Here is an 18,876-nt window from a genome sequence, read left to right on the forward strand (position 1 = left end):
CCTACTTTCCTTTTACCATTAAGCATAAAAAAACCGGAGAGCTGGCTCTCCGGTTTAAATCCTTTTTGAAGTTTATTTTCCTTCTGGTTTTTGATAGATATTGTCCGCATCACGGTATCCTGCTTTATCCTTATACCAATCCGGATAAAGTGTTCCGCTGCTTTCTGCCCATTCACCAAAATGTTTATAGGCACTCAGGATATCCACTTTTTCTATCGGATAATCGAAATGTTCAATGATATTGAGTCCCCACGGCAAATTGGTTTTCGTTTTGTAATAGCGTCCTACAGCCGGGTTACTGTCATCATTTTCTGTACCGAAGAAAGCATGATCTGCCAGGTCGGTGGGCAAATGGTCAGGCAGATGCACTTCGCGTCCCCGGTCTCTGTCCACAAAGATAAACGGGTTGTAAGGCGGGTTTCCTAAATCGCCCAATCCCACAGGATGAGTAAAAGTAATGGAAACGCGCATGGTATCAGGAGTAACATAAGGCGCTGTTTCTTCCGTATTTACACCTAATCCTTGTCCCGGATTATGCATAACGTCAAATCCGTCTTCCCATAAAATAACGACTGCTTTTGACTGGTTTGCTTCCAGATTCCGGCTATCAAGCGTAACCACACTTCCGGAAACATGAAGATCACCGGTTACATTGGAAACAAGCTGATTATCTATCGGCAACTGAAAACCAAATCCATTATGGAAATAAGCTCCCATGGCACGCAAAACAAAAATACCGTTAACCTGAACCACATTATTTTCTCCGTTGGTAATCTGGTTAAAATTATAATCGATTACGGCATCATTAAAATCATAATCTCCCGTTGACGGCCAAAGGTCTTCAAAGGCCAACGTTCCAAATTCCCCTTCATTAAAATAATAATTGTTAAAGGCTTTGGCAGGATCATCAGGATAATCATCAAAATGATCGGGAACTCCGTCTCCATCGCTATCAACCCCTGTATAATCGATCAAAGGCATGGTTGCCTGATCCACGGCCTGTATAGGATTAGCAGTAACATAAAAAATAGCATCATTAAAGTCCTGATCACAACCGCTTAAATCTCTCCGGATATCTTCAAAACTAAGTAAAAACAGTTTACGGGCATTGTCTGACAACAACACAGCATGTTGTTTTAAATCAGGATTCGATTCGGGATTCAGGTTTTTATCTGAATAGAGCACCCATTTTCCGTCAGTAACCTCTTCGTTTTTCCATCCATCAGCAAAAAGCACAAAACCAATGCTGGTGTTAGGAGGAAATTGTCCGATATGGACTTTATTTCCGGCATGCAATCCGCCTCCGGATCCCTGAAAAGAAACATTGGGGAAAATTATGGTAATCGTATCAATATCATCCGGACTCTGAGGAGGATTACCGGTAGGATAAGTATAAAATCCCAACACATTACGGTAGCCGGCTCCTTCCGAAACAAAAGTAACCCACACATCGCAGGTAGCATTTAAATGCACATCCTGATCATATTTCGAAAGAAAATACTGGGGATGAGTTTGGGGTAACCGGCTTCTTTCGGGAAGTGTATTGTTCACATCATTCAAAAACTCACAGGTAATCGGGTCATTATCCGGTTCCAAATAATCCGGAACACCCAGGCTGTTATAGCCACCAAGAAATTTTATGACATGCGAACTCACCGCCCGTGCTGCCATTGCAGATTTAAAAACGGCTGTTTTTTGTTCTCCGCCCAACGTCAAATCAAAGCCATTTTGTTCCAGCGGCACCATTCCCGGTGTAGGAATCCCTACATAATCCGAGCGGACATATAAACTATCGTAATAGGAAGGCACAGAATAATCTACCGCATAAATCCCGGACTGGTCTGTCATTCCGCTCACAATCAACTGTCCGCCATTTTCAGGATCACCGGTAAAAATAGAAAATTTGGCTCCGGCAATAGGATTTCCGGTATTATCCAGTGCTTTAATCTGAAGGTCGGCAGGTTTAGTGGTTTTCCATTCAAATGTACTGTTCACCACCAAATCCTCCATTGTCTTTTCATTTTCCGGAACCGGGTTAGTACTCTCGTTGGTATTACATGACGCCAGCATAAGCAGGCTGATCACTACTCCGGAAATAATCTTTAAAATTTTGTAATTATACTCCATCATTCATTAATTATTTATTGTTTTACTTATTTTCCTGAATATATTGCTGGATATAAATTCCGTATCAATAATATAAAAGCAACTTACGTGCCATTCACCAAAAAACACTGTATTTGTTCTTTTTACAACATTTCGACAAGTTATTTTTTCTCCATTCGGGAAAACTTTTCCCCAAAAAAGAAATCAATGGGCATTAATTTTCCGGATTCCCACAAGCCGGTCATAATCCATTACCCTTGAATGGTAATAAACATAAATGGTGTATGTATTCCGTGTTTCCCAATAAGATCCCTCGATAGGAGTAATATTGGCCTGCACACTGCCCGCCGGTAAAAAAGCATACCAGTATTCGTAATATCCCTGTTTAAGAAAAAGATGGGCTTCGTACTCTTCTTTTTGTGGATTATACGTCATTTTTGACCGGGTATTCAGTTGCCAGTCAGTGAGCTGTCCCAGGATATAAACATCTCCGTTTTTCATCTGCGGCATTTTTAATGAAAAATAAACCTGGGCGTAATCTCCTTCTGTATTTGGATTCTGGTCGCTGCGGGCAGCAATAAACATCTTGCCATGATTATCTTTATATGTTTCGTATTGCCGGCCGGTCCGGGGATAACCGGTGTGCAATATCACGTCATAATCATTTCGCTGCTGGGTAATGCGGGCAATATATTCTGACTGATACCAAAAATCTTTCATATCAAAATAACGCGGTTCATTGCCCGAATTAAACGTAATTCCATCCGGAAAACGGAACAACAGCTGACTGGGCGTTACCGATGTCGGGTGCAGGTTATAATAAGCATTGTCCCACCGCCCATTTTGCTGAACCGTAATTTTAAATCGTTGTTCCGGTTCTGCACTAAAAATATCCGGGGCACTACAAGTAAGGTCCACCTCTTGCCTGATCTTAAAATAAGACAGATTTTGCGGGTAATACGGTACCCGTGCGGCAACACTCACCAGCGGCTCCACCACAAAAAAACGGCGGGTAAACATCACGGTGGTATCTCCCCCATCATCAAGATATACTTTGATAATGTAGTTTCCCGATAATTTTAGACTTATATCCGTATTCGGAAAATTTAGCACATAATGGATATAAGGAGTTAACGTATTGAACGAAAACTTGTAATTCCGAATTTCGCCTTCAAAATAACCCGACAAATAATCGGACGGGTTCAGGGTCGATGGTTGCCAATCAGACGTACAATGAATCAGCGTGTATTTATAATTTTCCTGCCGGTTACTCAAATCATCAAACGAAAGGGTTAGCACATCTCTTGTTCCCAGCTTAATGACCGGATCTGCCAGTTGATCGCCATTGGCATATAAAAGAACACTTTTAATATTACTATCGAAAACCCGATCGGTATAAACCGTTTGCCCATTTATCACAGGAACAAAAAACAAGCTCCAAAACAAAAGCAGAAAAGTACGGCAGCGCATGAAAAAAAACATCTTAATTGGTCTGAAAAACAAAAATACAATTTTACTCAAAACCCGCCATAAATGAAGCTTTTAAAAAATTTCACTTGAAAAACAGACTATTTTTTTAAAATTTTTTACTTTTAATGTGTCGTTTTATTTGTTAATTATTTAACTTGCAGCCTGAAATTAACATGAATTAATATATATATGTCAACAGTTTTTACTATTAAGAAAGGACTGGATATCAAATTATTAGGTGACGCGGAAAAGACCGTTACCGATTTGGAACCAGACCTTTTTGCCATTAAGCCTGTCGATTTTATTGGATGTTTTCCTAAAATGCTGGTAAAAGAAGGAGACAAAGTGAAAGCCGGAAGTCCTTTGTTTTATGACAAATACCGGGAAGACATCTACTTTACATCGCCGGTGAGCGGGACAGTTTCCGAAATCCGGCGGGGAGCCAAAAGAAAATTACTGGAAGTCATTATTGAACCTGACGGAAAAAATGACGCTTTGGATTTTGGTGCCGGTTCTCCTGCCGAAATGAAACGGGAAGCCATTATTGAAAAACTACTGAAAAGCGGTTTATGGCCCTTCCTCCGGCAACGTCCGTATTCTATCGTGGCACAACCCAAAGAAACGCCTAAAGCCATTTTTGTTCCGGCTTTTGATTCCGCTCCGTTAGCGCCCGACTTCGATCTGATGGTACACGGCAAAGGAGAAGAGTTTCAGGCCGGATTGGATGTACTGGCACAACTGACCGACGGAAAAGTTTACCTGAACGTTCATGCGGACAACACCAAGTCGAAAGTATTTTTGAACGCTAAAAATGTTGAAATCCAATCGTTCCGCGGACCACATCCGTCCGGAAATGTAAGCGTACATGTAAGCCGGATTTCCCCGCTGAATAAAGGAGAAATAATCTGGTACATTTATCCGCAGGATATCATCGCCATTGGACGATTGTTTTTAACCGGAAAACACGACACCACCCGCTTGATCGCACTCACCGGATCAGAAGTAAAAAAACGCCATTATTTTAAAACCCGGTTAGGGGCCTCCATCTCCAAAATGGTACAGGAAAATGTGGAACAGGGTGAACTGCGATACATCAGCGGCAACGTGCTTACCGGAGATAAAATTGATAAAAACGGATTTGTCGGTTTTTATCACTCACAAGTTACGGTTATCCCGGAAGGGAATTATTACGAATTTCTCGGATGGGCATTACCTGGTTTTGGGAAATTCAGTATTTCGCGTACCTATCCGGCCTTTTTGTTCCCCAACAAAAAATACCGGCTCGACACCAATTTACATGGAGGTGAACGGGCTTATGTTATGACCGGCATGTTTGAAAAAGTCTTTCCTTTTGACATTTATCCGTTGCAACTGATCAAGGCTATTCTGATTGAAGATATTGACCTGATGGAGAACCTGGGGATTTATGAAATTGATGCCGAAGATTTTGCCCTTTGTGAGGTGATTGACACTTCCAAAACCGAAATCCAGAAAATTGTTCGCAACGGACTGGAACTGATGCGTAAAGAAATGAGTTAATAATTCAGCAAATGAAAATATCCGCATGAAAGCGTTAAGAAAATTTTTAGATAAACAAAAACCGCATTTTCAACCGGGTGGAAAATTTGAAAAGTTTGAATCCACTTTTGATGCTTTTGAAACTTTTCTGTTTGTTCCGAACAAAGTCACCCAAAGCGGTGCGCACATCCGTGATGCCATTGACATGAAACGCACCATGTCGTTTGTTATTATCGGTGTCATTCCCGCCTTGCTTTTCGGCATGTGGAATGTGGGATACGAACACTTTTTGTCGTATGGCAAGCACATGGACTTTTGGACCAATTTCTTTTACGGATTAAAAAAAGTTTTACCCATTATCATTGTTTCGTACGGCGTAGGGCTGGGCATTGAATTTCTGTTTGCCCAGATCCGGCACCACGAGGTAAATGAAGGATATCTGGTTACCGGGATCCTTATCCCGTTGATTGTTCCGCCAGACATTCCTTTGTGGGAACTGGCTATTGCTGTGGCTTTTGCCGTTATTTTCGGTAAAGAAGTTTTTGGCGGTACCGGAATGAATGTCTTCAATCCGGCCCTGACTGCACGGGCTTTCCTGTTTTTTGCCTATCCGGGAAATATGTCGGGCGAAAAAGTGTGGATTGCAGATAAACTGGACAGTTTCTCAGGAGCTACTCCTTTAGGACATGCCCTGGTGGGAAACTTCCAGCATTTCCCCTCGGTACACGATATGTTTTTCGGGTTTATTCCGGGATCGATTGGTGAAACCTCCACCTTTTTAATCCTTATTGGCGGACTTTTCCTGTTGATAACCGGTGTAGCCAGTTGGCGGGTTATGCTTTCTGTATTTGCCGGCGGCTATGTTATGGGATTATTATTTAACCTGTGGGGAGCCAATGCCTACATGGAAATTCCACCCTGGGAACATCTGATCATGGGCGGATTTGCTTTTGGCGCAGTCTTTATGGCTACCGATCCGGTAACTTCGGCACAAACCAATACCGGAAAGTATTATTACGGTTTCCTTATCGGGATGCTGGCCATTCTTATCCGGGTGTTCAACCCGGCTTACCCCGAAGGGATGATGCTGGCCATTTTACTGATGAATGTCTTTGCACCACTCATTGATCATATTGTGGTACAATCGAATATTAAAAAACGTTTGAAACGGGCTAAAGTTGTGCTCGCCAAATAAGTAAATCAAGGGATTATGTACACAAACCGATATATTTTCACTTACGCAGCCATTTTGGTCATTGTGGCCGCTGCCCTTCTTTCGCTGGCGGCCATGCTGCTGAAACCTTTTCAGGAACGAAACCGGGCCATCGATAAAATGCGCGGAATACTTTCTTCTGTTCAGGTGAAAAATGTTAATGCAGAAAATGCGATTCCTCTTTTCAATAAATATATTGTTGAAGAGCTTGTTCTTGACCCGAAAGGAAATATCCTGAACCGCTACACAAAATCACCAAAAGAAGAAGCCCCGGCTTTTAAAATCGATTTAAAAAAGGAAAATTACAACAAAACCCATCACAAACCGTATAAGTTGCCTTTGTACATTGCAGAAAAAGACGGTCAAAAAATCTACATTATCCCCATGCTGGGAACGGGTCTTTGGGGCCCAATTTGGGGAAACATTGCCCTGACTTCTGACTTTAAAAGAGTAGTGGGCGTGTTTTTCGATGACAAATCAGAAACCCCGGGTTTGGGGGGCGAGATCAAAACGCCCAAATTTGAAAATCAATTTATCGGGAAAACCATTTTTGACAACGAAGGGCATTTCACCTCCATCGAAGTTGTGAAAGGGGGCGTTGTAAAACTTCCTCCTGATCAGCGCATCCACGGTGTGGATGCCATCTCAGGCGGAACACTGACCAGCAACGGTGTAGACGCCATGCTGAGAAATACCCTGAAAAGTTATTTGCCATTTATGAAAAAACATCAATAAGAGAAAACTATGAGTACGGATAAAAATGAACGGGAGCCGCTGTTTTCTCCCAAAAACATGAAACTTTTAACCGGGCCGTTGAATCTGAACAACCCGATTACCGTTCAGGTGCTCGGTATTTGTTCGGCACTGGCAGTTACAGCCAAGTTAAAACCGGCCATCGTGATGACCCTGGCGGTGATGGTCGTGACCGGTTTCTCTAACCTGGTCGTTTCGCTGCTGCGGAATGGTATTCCGCCCCGTATTCGGATTATCGTGCAGCTTGTGGTAGTAGCTACCCTCGTTATTCTGGTAGACCAGTTACTGAAAGCCTTTGTATTTGACGTCAGCAAACAGCTCTCCGTATTTGTCGGACTGATTATCACCAACTGTATCATCATGGGAAGGCTGGAAGCTTTTGCCATGGCCAACAAACCCTGGCCGGCATTTCTTGACGGTATCGGAAACGGACTGGGCTACGGGCTGATCTTGATCACCGTTGCTTTTTTCCGCGAACTGTTTGGCTCGGGAACACTTTTGGGATTTCAAATTGTTCCCCAAAGCTTTTACAATGCAGGTTATGTGAACAACGGCATGATGATCCTGCCGCCGATGGCACTGATTACCGTAGGCGTAATTATCTGGGTTCAACGTTATTACAATCGCTCACTCATTGAAAAGAAATAGGTTAAAATCTTAAAAGCAAAAGATTATGCATGAAATCATAAACATATTTATCAAGTCGATTTTTGTTGACAACATGGTTTTTGCCTATTTCCTGGGCATGTGTTCGTACCTTGCTGTCTCCAAAACCGTGAATACCTCGGTAGGACTCGGTGCTGCCGTAATTTTTGTATTAGGGATTACCGTTCCGGTAAACTACCTTCTCAACGAATATATTTTAAAACCCGGTGCACTTTCGTGGCTCGACCCGGCTTTTTCCAATGTGGATTTAAGCTTTCTGAGCTTTATTATTTTCATTGCCGTGATTGCGGCCATGGTTCAGCTGGTAGAAATGGTTGTTGAAAAATTCTCCCCGTCACTTTATAATTCACTGGGGATTTTCCTTCCGCTTATTGCCGTAAACTGTGCTATCCTGGGAGGTTCGTTATTTATGCAGGAACGCGATTACCAAAGTGTAGCCCAGGCCACGGCATTCGGCTTAGGCTCAGGCGTCGGCTGGTTTCTGGCCATTGTGGCCATTGCCGCTATCCGCGAAAAAATACGTTATTCTAATGTACCACCGGCTCTGCGGGGCATCGGCATTACTTTTATCTTAACCGGATTAATGGGGATTGCTTTTATGAGTTTCCTCGGCATTAAATTATAAAACAACTTTTGAAAGATGATGATATTATCTATTGGAACCGGTACAATTGTACTTTTGAGCATTGCCATTTTTCTGATTATCACCCTTCTTTTGGTGGGTATTCTCATCTTTGCCCGTGCCAAACTAATGCCACAGGGCAAAGTAAAAATTACCATCAACGGAGAGAAAGAAATTGAAACCAACCCGGGATCATCGTTACTGGCTACACTCGCCAACGAAAAAATATTTCTTCCTTCGGCCTGTGGCGGCGGCGGTACCTGTGGCATGTGTAAAGTACAAGTTAATTCGGGTGCAGGAAGCATTCTTCCTACTGAAAAAGGATTTTTTACCCGAAAAGAACAGTTGCAAAACTGGCGACTTGGCTGTCAGGTAAAAGTCAGGGAAGATATGGACATTACGGTACCCCCCGAAATCTTCGGAATTAAAAAATGGGAATGCGAAGTGATCTCCAATCGCAATGTAGCTACCTTTATCAAAGAGTTTGTGGTAAAACTTCCGGAAGGCGAACATATGAACTTCCGTTCGGGCGGCTATATCCAGATTGATGTCCCCAAAATAGAAGTGAATTTTAAAGATATGGACATTGATGAAGAATACCGCAGCGACTGGGATAAATTCCACATGTGGGACCTGAAGATGAAAAATCCGGAACCGGTATTCAGAGCCTATTCTATGGCCAACCATCCGGCAGAAGGAAACATCATTATGTTGAATATCCGTATTGCCACCCCGCCGTGGGACCGCAAACGCAATGCCTTTATGAAAGTCAATCCGGGGATTTGTTCTTCGTATGTTTTCTCCAGAAAACCAGGCGATAAAGTAACCATTTCCGGACCTTACGGTGAATTTTTCATTAAAGATACCGATCGCGAGATGATGTTTATCGGTGGTGGTGCCGGCATGGCCCCCATGCGCTCACATATTTTTCATTTGTTTAAAACGGAACACACCAAACGAAAGGCTTCCTTCTGGTACGGCGGCCGTTCGCTCAAAGAGTTGTTTTATGTAGACCAGTTCAGAGAAATCGAAAAAGACAATCCGAATTTCCGTTTTGAAGTGGCCCTTTCTGAGCCATTACCCGAAGACAACTGGAAAGGAAAAACCGGATTTATCCACCAGGTAATTTATGATAATTATCTGAAAGACCATCCGGAACCGGAAGAAATTGAATATTACCTCTGCGGCCCGCCCCTGATGATCAGTGCCGTACTGAAAATGTTAGACGACCTTGGCGTGCCGGAGGAGATGATCATGTTTGATGACTTTGGAAGCTAATCAAAGTAGCGAAAATAAATTTGAAAAACGGATGTTCTTTTATTTGGAGCATCCGTTTTTTTACATCAGAAAAAGAAAAGTAAAAAAACCACCGTAGCTGTCACAGCAAGATAAAAAAGAGAATATTTGTGAAAATCAGCCCAAACGCTGCGCTGCTTTACAAAACGTAAAGCAATGATATTGGCCAATGAAGCAATCACCAGTCCGTTACCGCCCACATTCACACCGTAAGCAATGGCCTGCCACTGATGGCTGAATTTGCTAATAAAAATAGCCGCCGGCACATTACTCATGATTTGCGAAGAAAACAGGGAGCTGAAAAAAGCGCCGGACGGAACAGCCATTTTAAAATGCGCCATTCCCTTTATCACCCACGACACCTGACTCAAAAGATGGAAATCAATAAACATAACCACAAAAAGCAGTAACAGCATCCAATCGGTTTTGATAAAAACTTTCCGGTACAAAAGAAGATAGAAAATCAGAATAGCCAATAATGCGTAACGGGCAACTTCCATTTCAATAGCCACAATAAAAGCCACTAATCCGATGGCAGAAACCATGAACAACCGGGTACGCACTTCTTTTTTCCGGGGCTGGCTGTGGAAAGTAAGTGCCTTTGACGGAAAAGCTTTCCACACAAACAAAGCCAGAATAACCGCCATAACCACAAAAAGCGGGAACATTTTACCGATAAAGGCAAAAAATTCAATGCCCCAATGATTCCAAAGAAACAAATTCTGTGGATTTCCCACCGGCGTCAAAGCAGACCCCGTATTAACTGCCAACGCCTGAAAAATAATCAGTTTTTTGACATCGTTTTCTATCACATCCCGAAAACCAAGGGTTAACGGTACGGTAATAAACAAAGCAATATCATTCGTAAGAACCATCGACAAAAGTCCTGACAAAGCAACCAAAGCAAAGGCCAGGCCTCTTTCCGTTCCGGTTTTAATCAAAAATCCTTTTGAGAAACGGCCAATAAAACCACTCTCTTTTATGCCCGTCACCACAATAAGCAATCCCGTCAGGTTTCCCACAGTTTGCCAGTCGACGAACCGCGGATAATCCGTTATCTTTTGTGGCCAAACCATCATAAAAAGCAACAGCAGAGCCAAAAAGGGCAAAAAGATCACATTATCTTTTAAAAAAAGAATCCCTTTATTTTCGCTTTTCCCTGCCGATTGTTCCATAAATCTCCCAAAATAACGTCCTGCAAAATTCGCACTTTTTTACCCCGTTTCAAAATCAGTATAATGGCATCACTTTTATTTTTCCCTGTTTAAACTGGCTTTCCGCATCTTTCAGATCAATCCGAACCGTTTTGACCTGCCCGGGCGACATACTGAAATAATTATCTGAAAAAATACCGGTATCATCCGGATAAAGCAACGCAACATATTTCACAAAAACGGGAGCAGACAACAAAAGAAAAGTTTGTCCATGGATTTTGTGCAATGTATATTTGATTTTCGGCTTAGGCAATACCAAGGCTTTGGGCGGCGCAAAAAACAAATTATTTTCAGCCAACAGGCTGTCATCCTGTACAACTTCCACATGCAAAAAGATTTTATTCTTATCGTAATGTTGCAAAATCTTCTCAAAAGATTTACTGTAAATCAGCCGGCTGGTATTTGCCGGAACAGAAACGTGCAGCGTTTTCTGCCAAAACTTTTTCCCGTAAAAATCTTCCAGAACAATTTTCATTCGTGCTCTTCCTTCCTGCAAACGATCAGACACCAGATACACCTTTAGATGTTTCTGCTCATAAACCGGCGAAACCAAAACAGGAGCAAACAACTTCTGCAGCCGATACTGAAAAGCTTTCCACCGGCCATAATAATCCATTCCCGACCAAGAAACCACCGGCCAGCAATCATCCAGCTGCCAGTAAAGGCTCCCCATACACCACGGACGTGCCCGCCGATGGGCTTCAATGGCGGTTTTCATCCCTTCGGCCTGCAACAACTGACTTACTACAATATACCGTTTAAAATTTTTCGGAACACGGAAATCTCTTTCCATATACTGCCGAATGATTTCATATCCGGCCGGATGTTTATTGTGTGCCCGCATTACCGGAGAAACAAGATACCGGCTGGTATCGGGAGCAAAAGCAGCAATGGTGGAATAATCCGGCAACGACTGAAACCCGTATTCACTCATAAACCGTCCTACATATTTTTCATAAGCCGAAAAAGGCTGACGTCCCCACCAGACTCCCCAATAATGCATATCGCCGGTTAATGCTTCCTGCGCCCAGCCTTTGGGTGCTGAATTAGGTGATGACGGCCAGTAAAAACGCCCACTGTCATACTGATGAACGATACCCGGCAACAGTTGATGAAAAAGCTTTAAATAATCATGAAAAATCTTTGCCGAGTCGGCCGGACTATAATGATATTTTTTCTGATATCCCCAACGGTCCCAGGCCACTCTTACTTCGTTGTTGCCACACCACAATGCCAGACAGGGATGATTACGCAGCCGTTTTACATTGTCGATGGCCTCTTGCTTTACATTATTTAAAAAAGCCGAATCGCCGGGATAAAAGCTGCAGGCAAACATAAAATCCTGCCAGACCAGAATTCCGTTTTCATCACAAAGGTTATAAAATTCATCATTTTCATAAATACCGCCCCCCCAAACTCTTAACATGTTCATATGAAGACGTTTGGCGGTATGAATGACTTCGCGGTACTTTTCACGGGAAACCCGTGGCAAAAAATTATCCTGCGGAATATAATTGGCCCCTTTCATAAAGACAGGAACACCGTTTAGTTTTACATAAAAACTACTCCCGGCCGAATCGGGTTTCTGAACAATCTGCAAAGAACGAATCCCATACCGGAGTGATTTTTTATCCACCCTTTTTCCATTTTTTACCACATCCACAGAAAAACGGTACAGATAAGGTTTTCCCAGTCCGTTCGTCCACCATAAATGCGGATGCCTTACATTAAAAGGAATCGATAACCGGTTAATCCCTTTATGCAACGAAAAAGATTTTTTTTCTAATAAATATTTTTCGGCAAATAACCGAAGCGTAATGTTTTCATCTTGATCAGCCAGCACTTCCACCTGGGCATTCAGCCGGGCATTTGTTTTTGTTATTTTTTGGGTTCTCAGGCTAAAATCATTAATCTTTTCATCATTCCAGGCCACCACATCCACCGGGCGCCACACACCACAGGTAACAAACCGCGGCCCCCAATCCCAGCCAAACTGATAAGCTGCTTTCCGGGTAAATACACTAACCTTGATTTTTGAACGGTCGTTATCGGCCGGAAGCGGATAAGGTTGCTCTTCAAAACGCTTTTTGTTTACTTCGAGCGGAGAGCGAAACAAAATGGTAAGGATATTTTCCTTACGGGAAACCCATTGGGTAATATCCGCTTTCCAGGTTCTGAACATATTATCGGCTTTTACAATAAGGTGTCCGTTTAAACGAACAGCTGCATAAGTATCCAGCCCCTTAAATACCAACTCAATATGTTTTCGCTCCAATATACTGTCCGGCAACCGGAACCGGGCTTTATACCACCAATCGGTCTTTCCTATCCATTGTAACCGGGTTTCGTTGGTTCCATAAAAAGGATCGGGGATTAATTTATTCCGGAGCAAATCAGTATGTACGGTACCGGGAACCTGAGCAGGATACGCTTTTTTATGCCCATCCTGGTGAAAACTCCATTTTGCTTGCAGTGGGACATGAATTACCCGATGGTCCTTTGTTTCAGACAACGGATGCCGGCATCCGGAGAAAACAACAAGAAGTAAAGAAAAAACAAGCCAAAAAACAGGAACATTTCTATTTCGGTTTACACGGAAGAAAATTTTCCGGTATTTTTTATCGCAGGATTCCATCACGTTATTATTTCAAAAAGGAAAACACCTACAAAGGTAAACGAAAAATAACGACAATTCCCTGATGAATAGATTCTTTCTTCCGTCAAAATCAATTTAAAACACAGCAAATCGTGATGGAATACCCCGTCAACAGGCCAAAAAAACTTTTTAAATTTTTTTAAAAAGTCCTTGACTTTTAATAAATTTTTTATTTACTTTGTCCTGTTTTTGGAAAAAATACGCATAAGTGAAAGGGTTTAGCGGAGGGGCATAAAAGCAAGAAGAAACCTTTAGCGGCGGGATATCTGATAAAACAAAAAAACTATTAACCCAATCAAAATAATTTAATCACCTAAAAATCTTTGTTATGAGAAAAGTTACATTGTTGCTCATGTTTTTGTTTCTGGCCGGTCTTAATATGGCCATTGCCCAAACAAAAACAATTAAGGGTACTGTAACCAGTGCGGAAGACGGCTCGCCGATTCCCGGTGTTACAGTTCTGGTAAAAGGAACCACTAACGGTACCGTTACCGATGCTAGTGGTCGATATTCATTAAAGGTGGGACCCAGTGCTACCACTTTGGTTTTTTCATTCGTTGGGATGAAAACCGAGGAAGTGGCGATCAACGGCAGAACCACCATTAATGTTACCCTGAAACCCACTTCCATGGCACTAAACCAGGTTGTGGTAACCGCTTTGGGTATTTCAAGGAAAAAAAGAGCCTTGGGATATGCCGTTACACAGTTGGACAGTAAAGATATTGCTACCGTTAAAACCAACAATGTTATCAATTCACTTTCCGGACGTGTGGCTGGAGCTGTAATTACCGAATCTCCTACCGGCCCGGGCGGTGGTACCCGTGTAATCATCCGTGGTAACAACACCCTGACAGGAAACAACCAACCGTTATATGTTGTTGACGGAGTTCCGATCAGCAACTCCGGATTCGGAAGCGCTAACGGTTCAGGAACCGCTAACTATCTTCGTACCGACTATGGTACTGGTATTTCCGACATCAACCCGGATGACATCGCTTCTATTACCATTCTGAAAGGCCCGAATGCTGCCGCTTTGTATGGTTCACGTGCCTCCAATGGTGTAGTACTGATTACCACTAAAAAAGGAAAAGAACAAAAAGGACTGGGCGTTTCGTTCAACAGTTCCACCATGTTCTCCAGTCCGCTGATTTTACCTCATTACCAAAATGAATACGGACAAGGTTCCAATGGAAACACCTATACCGATGTAAACGAATTGAAAAACTACAGCGGTTCTTGGGGAGCCAAAATGGACGGTTCGGATCAGCTTTACTGGACCGGAGAAAAACGCCCCTATGTTGCTCAGCCCGACAACGTAAAAGATTTCTTCCAAACCGGAGCAGAACTGGTAAATACGCTGGCTTTTACTGGTGGTAGTGATAAATACAGCTTCCGTTTTTCTTATACCAACAATCATTCTACCGGCATTGTTCCCAACGATGCGCTGAACAAAAACAATTTTGACTTACGGGTTACCTCCCATCTGACGAAAAAACTTTCGGTGGATGCCAAAGCCACTTATATGGTGCAAATTGCCAACCATCGTCCCTCTATGGGTACAGAAGGATTGATGGCTTATGTTTACAACATTCCACGAAATGTGGACATCAACGACCTGAAAGACTACCAAAACCCTGATTATTCCGTTCGTACATACACCACCAGCGGCGGAAACCCGTACTGGATTCAGTATCACGATGTAAATAAAGACGTACGGAATCGTTTTATCGGCTTCGGTAAAGTAAGCTATCAATTTACTCCGTGGCTGTCAGCTTTTGCCCGTATCGGTACCGACTTCCTGTTACAAAAAATTAATACCGTAAACCAATACGGACACTGGTATTATTCAACAGGACGTTTCAATTACAAGAAATATAACACATCGGAAACCAATGCTGATTTCCTGTTCATGCTGGACAAAGACATCAACAAAAACTTCCATATTTCAGCTAACTTTGGGGGAAATGCCCGTCAGGACACCTATGAATATATGGGCATTTATGGTGAAGATTTCAAAATTCCCACCAAACCCATTGTAGACGGGGCTAAAATCCTGAAACCCCAATACCAACCGGTAGAAATTAAAAAAGTAAACTCTCTTTATGGTTCAGCATCTTTGTCTTATAACCATTTCCTCTATCTTGACTTAACCGGAAGAAACGACTGGTCATCCACCCTTCCAGAAAACAACTGGTCCTATTTCTATCCTTCAGTTAGTTTATCTGCCTTATTAAACCACTTCATTGATCCGAATGCTAAGATTCTGGACATGTTAAAAGTAAGAGGCAGCTGGGCTCAGGTTGGTGGCGACACAGGCCCTTATCAACTGGATATTACTTATGATCTGAGCCAAAACGGCTACTTAGGACTGACTACGCTTACCCGTCCTAGCGTAAAAATGAATCCTGATCTGAAACCCGAAAAAACCATCTCCACGGAGTTTGGTTTCGATTTCAAAATGTTTAAAGGAAAAATATTTGGTGATTTCTCGTACTACGACATCACATCCAAAGACCTGATCATGGATGTTCCGGTATCTTCATCCACCGGATACAGCTATTACAGAAGCAATGTTGGTGAAATGACCAATAAAGGTGTTGAATTTACTTTAGGCGGTTATCCTATTTCCAACAAAAACTTCAAATGGATGGTTTCCGCCAACTTTGCACACAACAAAAACACCTTAGTTTCTCTTATTGAAGGTGTAGACAACTATGTTTTCAGTGTAAACAATTCAGGAAATATTATTGTACAAGCCACTGTAGGCGGTGGTTATGGCGACCTTTACGGAACCACCTGGCAACGTACTCCTGACGGACAACTCGTAGTAGATGCCCAAGGACGTCCATTAGCTACCAGTGACAAAGTTTATCTTGGAAATTATCAGCCTGATTGGACAGGTGGAATGACCAACGTAATAACATACAAACATTTTACCTTAAATGTATTGCTTGATTTCCGCATTGGCGGCGACCTGTATTCCGGAACTGATGCATCGATGGATGCTCACGGAGTTACCGACCGCACACTGCAATACAGAGATGGTGTAGTTCTTGATGCTGTTTACAACAGCGGAACACCTGATAATCCGGTATGGACCAAAAACACCACTAAAATTACCGGAGAACAATACTGGGGCGCTGTTTCCGGCATTGCTTCCAACTACGTTTACAGCCAAACTTTCATCATGCTGCGTGAAGTTTCACTGATTTATCACCTGCCTAAATCCCTTCTTGGCAACCACTTTATCAAAGACCTTTCCGTAGGCTTCGTAGGCAGAAACCTGGCGTTCCTGTATAAAGAAATGGATAATTTCGATCCTATTTCAAGCTATAGTACGAGCAACTATGCACAGGGCATGTTGTATTTTACTCCTCCTACCACAAGGAGTCTGGGAGTTAATGTATATGTCAAATTCTAATTTTAAAAACGACTGAAAATGAAAACAATCAAATTTATCATACCCGTTATTCTCTTGCTTGTGCTGGGAGCCTGCACCAAGGATTTCACCAAAATCAACCAAAATCCGAATGCAATTACCCCAGATGAAGCAAGTGCGCGTTACTTTATTACCAACCCGGAGTTTGAACTTTTTGCTCCGAGCCGGTACGCCTATTGGAGAGCCAACCTGATTCATGCCGACCGTTACGCCGGATACTTCACCTATGGATTCAACTATTGCTGGTGGAGCGATGAACTAGGATACAAATATTCTTCTTCTTATACCGATGCCACCTGGGGTTGGATGGAAGGCTATTTCAGCCAGATCGATAACTTCATGAAACTTTGTGGTCCGGGTGGAGATTTCGAGAACGGAAAAATGTATGCAGTAGGCGAAATCATCAAAGCCTTGTATTACCAACGTTTTACCGATCTCTTCGGCATGGTTCCTTTTACCGAAGCCGGAAATCCGGATATTCCGCTGCCTAAATTCGACGATCAAAACACCATCTATCAGGGCTTAATCACACTGCTTGATCAGGCCATTGATACCATTGGAGATAACGAAACTACCGGTGACGGAGTAAACGACCTGGGTGAAAACGACATCATTTTCCACGGCAACCTGCAACAATGGAAAAAACTGGCCAATGCACTGAAATTACGGATTGCCCTCCGGGCGTATGGAGCTCCGGGTGCTGACTGGGCCGATGCCGTGATCAAAAAAGCCATGGAAGGGCCGTTACCAGAAGATGAAAATGATAATGCTTTAATTCCAAAAGACAATGAAATCACCCAGTGGGCTAGTGCTTGCTACGGCGATATCTGGTACAACTTTGGCGGTTATGGTTCAAAATGGACTGTAGGAAAAGCCGTCATCGACAACCTGGCAAAAGATAACGATCCGCGTTTGCCCATGTATGCTAAACCAGCACCGGGCGGAACCGTCGTTTACTATCGACCCGACGAGGCTAACAACCCCGAAGGCTACGAAAACTTCGCCACAAGAATCCACTATCTGGTTGACAGTGTTTGGGAACCGGCTACCGGTGGCGATATGACCTTTAAAGACTGGGGAGACAGTGTGGAAATTAGTATTCCTGCTAATAAATATTATATCGGACAACCCTCTCGTTTCAATGCAAACATCAAACCTTTTGTAAATTATAACTTCTTCTCCACACCGGCAGAAATCATCATCCAGAAAAAGAACGAAGGAAAACCCATCTTTCCTGAACTGGTCATGACCACTGCTGAATCGTACTTCCTGAGAGCAGAAGCTGTTGTACGCGGTATTGCAAGCGGTGATGCCCAACAGTTTTATCAAGAAGGAATCCGCTACGCCATGAAACTCTGGGGAGTTAGCGATGATGACATTAGCGCTTTCCTGGCTTCTCCTGCCGGACAATTAACCGGTACCACAGACGAAGAGTTAGCCAAAATTGCCAATCAAATGTGGCTGGCTAACTATCCTGATGGCTTTGAAGGATGGTCCGATGTCCGTAAATCGGGACAACCGGCCGTACTGGCCCGGGGTGTCAGCGATCCGATCATCTTCGGTTTGGGTGATGACAACGGGGTTTATCCGCAACGGATGCGTTACGGAACCCAGGCTTATGCTAACAATGGCGACAATCTAAGCGAAGCCATTGCTCAACAAGGTCCTGATGTTCAGGGCACCAAGCTCTGGTGGGCTAAATAAAATGTAAATTAAAATTAGGTTATTAATTTGGAAAAAACTGCGCCACATGTTGGCGCAGTTTTTTTATATCCGTTTTTTTCACCGTTTTCTTATACCAATTGTATTTTAAAATGCGCCAAAAGTGCATTTTGATTTTAATGATATTCGTGATCTATATCTTCTCCTCAGAAGCTTTCATTTACGAACAACGGAAGCAACATTACAATCCTTTGGAAGGAA

At 42.8% G+C, this 18,876-nt stretch carries 12 protein-coding genes; 8 read left to right on the plus strand and 4 right to left on the minus strand.

What is annotated here, in order from left to right:
• Positions 1 to 72 precede the first annotated feature (72 nt).
• Together LA303_RS10325 and LA303_RS10330 are read right to left on the minus strand one after the other, a co-directional pair.
• Positions 73 to 2,130, minus strand: coding sequence for an LruC domain-containing protein (locus LA303_RS10325; protein WP_240525288.1), 2,058 nt, complete (start codon positions 2,128 to 2,130; stop codon positions 73 to 75).
• A 180-nt stretch (positions 2,131 to 2,310) separates the two neighbouring features.
• Positions 2,311 to 3,576, minus strand: a complete 1,266-nt coding sequence (locus LA303_RS10330; protein ID WP_240525291.1) for a type IX secretion system plug protein — start codon at positions 3,574 to 3,576, stop codon at positions 2,311 to 2,313.
• A 189-nt stretch (positions 3,577 to 3,765) separates the two neighbouring features.
• On the opposite strand from LA303_RS10330, the gene LA303_RS10335 reads away from it, so the two are divergent.
• From LA303_RS10335 to nqrF, 6 genes are read left to right on the plus strand one after another with little or no spacing between them, the layout of a single operon-like run.
• Positions 3,766 to 5,115: a Na(+)-translocating NADH-quinone reductase subunit A gene (locus LA303_RS10335; RefSeq protein ID WP_240525293.1), complete on the plus strand. Its 1,350-nt coding sequence runs from the start codon at positions 3,766 to 3,768 to the stop codon at positions 5,113 to 5,115.
• A 25-nt stretch (positions 5,116 to 5,140) separates the two neighbouring features.
• A complete protein-coding gene (locus LA303_RS10340) occupies positions 5,141 to 6,289 on the plus strand; it encodes an NADH:ubiquinone reductase (Na(+)-transporting) subunit B (protein ID WP_240525295.1) in 1,149 nt (382 codons plus the stop codon).
• 15 nt (positions 6,290 to 6,304) lie between these two features.
• Complete coding sequence (nqrC, locus tag LA303_RS10345; protein ID WP_240525297.1) at positions 6,305 to 7,042, plus strand: NADH:ubiquinone reductase (Na(+)-transporting) subunit C; 738 nt, start codon at positions 6,305 to 6,307, stop codon at positions 7,040 to 7,042.
• A 57-nt stretch (positions 7,043 to 7,099) separates the two neighbouring features.
• Complete coding sequence (locus LA303_RS10350) at positions 7,100 to 7,708, plus strand: NADH:ubiquinone reductase (Na(+)-transporting) subunit D (RefSeq protein ID WP_240525299.1); 609 nt, start codon at positions 7,100 to 7,102, stop codon at positions 7,706 to 7,708.
• Positions 7,709 to 7,733: 25 nt separating this feature from the next.
• A complete protein-coding gene (gene nqrE / locus LA303_RS10355; protein WP_240525301.1) occupies positions 7,734 to 8,351 on the plus strand; it encodes an NADH:ubiquinone reductase (Na(+)-transporting) subunit E in 618 nt (205 codons plus the stop codon).
• A 15-nt stretch (positions 8,352 to 8,366) separates the two neighbouring features.
• A complete protein-coding gene (gene nqrF / locus LA303_RS10360; protein ID WP_240525303.1) occupies positions 8,367 to 9,626 on the plus strand; it encodes an NADH:ubiquinone reductase (Na(+)-transporting) subunit F in 1,260 nt (419 codons plus the stop codon).
• A gap of 65 nt (positions 9,627 to 9,691) precedes the next feature.
• On the opposite strand, the gene LA303_RS10365 is transcribed toward nqrF, so the two are convergent.
• Together LA303_RS10365 and LA303_RS10370 are read right to left on the minus strand one after the other, a co-directional pair.
• Entirely contained in the window at positions 9,692 to 10,819 is a 1,128-nt protein-coding gene (locus tag LA303_RS10365; RefSeq protein ID WP_240525305.1) for an SLC13 family permease, read from the minus strand.
• A 55-nt stretch (positions 10,820 to 10,874) separates the two neighbouring features.
• Positions 10,875 to 13,370, minus strand: a complete 2,496-nt coding sequence (locus LA303_RS10370; protein ID WP_240525307.1) for a beta-mannosidase — start codon at positions 13,368 to 13,370, stop codon at positions 10,875 to 10,877.
• Positions 13,371 to 13,842: 472 nt separating this feature from the next.
• Here LA303_RS10370 and LA303_RS10375 point away from each other — a divergent pair, with 472 nt between their 5' ends.
• Both LA303_RS10375 and LA303_RS10380 read left to right on the plus strand, forming a co-directional pair.
• Entirely contained in the window at positions 13,843 to 16,935 is a 3,093-nt protein-coding gene (locus LA303_RS10375) for a SusC/RagA family TonB-linked outer membrane protein (protein ID WP_240525308.1), read from the plus strand.
• Between the two features lie 18 nt (positions 16,936 to 16,953).
• Positions 16,954 to 18,657, plus strand: coding sequence for a SusD/RagB family nutrient-binding outer membrane lipoprotein (locus LA303_RS10380; RefSeq protein ID WP_240525310.1), 1,704 nt, complete (start codon positions 16,954 to 16,956; stop codon positions 18,655 to 18,657).
• The last annotated feature ends 219 nt before the right edge of the window (positions 18,658 to 18,876 follow it).

It is taken from the genome of Candidatus Sulfidibacterium hydrothermale, assembly GCF_020149915.1.
Classification (GTDB): Bacteria; Bacteroidota; Bacteroidia; order Bacteroidales; family F082; genus Sulfidibacterium; species Sulfidibacterium hydrothermale.

Bases quoted from the DNA above. Each gene is read 5' to 3' on its own strand.
- LA303_RS10325 (WP_240525288.1), bottom strand. From the start codon at position 2,130: ATGATGGAGTATAATTACAAAATTTTAAAGATTATTTCCGGAGTAGTG.
- LA303_RS10330 (WP_240525291.1), bottom strand. From the start codon at position 3,576: ATGCGCTGCCGTACTTTTCTGCTTTTGTTTTGGAGCTTGTTTTTTGTT.
- LA303_RS10335 (WP_240525293.1), top strand. From the start codon at position 3,766: ATGTCAACAGTTTTTACTATTAAGAAAGGACTGGATATCAAATTATTA.
- LA303_RS10340 (WP_240525295.1), top strand. From the start codon at position 5,141: ATGAAAGCGTTAAGAAAATTTTTAGATAAACAAAAACCGCATTTTCAA.
- nqrC (WP_240525297.1), top strand. From the start codon at position 6,305: ATGTACACAAACCGATATATTTTCACTTACGCAGCCATTTTGGTCATT.
- LA303_RS10350 (WP_240525299.1), top strand. From the start codon at position 7,100: ATGAAACTTTTAACCGGGCCGTTGAATCTGAACAACCCGATTACCGTT.
- nqrE (WP_240525301.1), top strand. From the start codon at position 7,734: ATGCATGAAATCATAAACATATTTATCAAGTCGATTTTTGTTGACAAC.
- nqrF (WP_240525303.1), top strand. From the start codon at position 8,367: ATGATGATATTATCTATTGGAACCGGTACAATTGTACTTTTGAGCATT.
- LA303_RS10365 (WP_240525305.1), bottom strand. From the start codon at position 10,819: ATGGAACAATCGGCAGGGAAAAGCGAAAATAAAGGGATTCTTTTTTTA.
- LA303_RS10375 (WP_240525308.1), top strand. From the start codon at position 13,843: ATGAGAAAAGTTACATTGTTGCTCATGTTTTTGTTTCTGGCCGGTCTT.
- LA303_RS10380 (WP_240525310.1), top strand. From the start codon at position 16,954: ATGAAAACAATCAAATTTATCATACCCGTTATTCTCTTGCTTGTGCTG.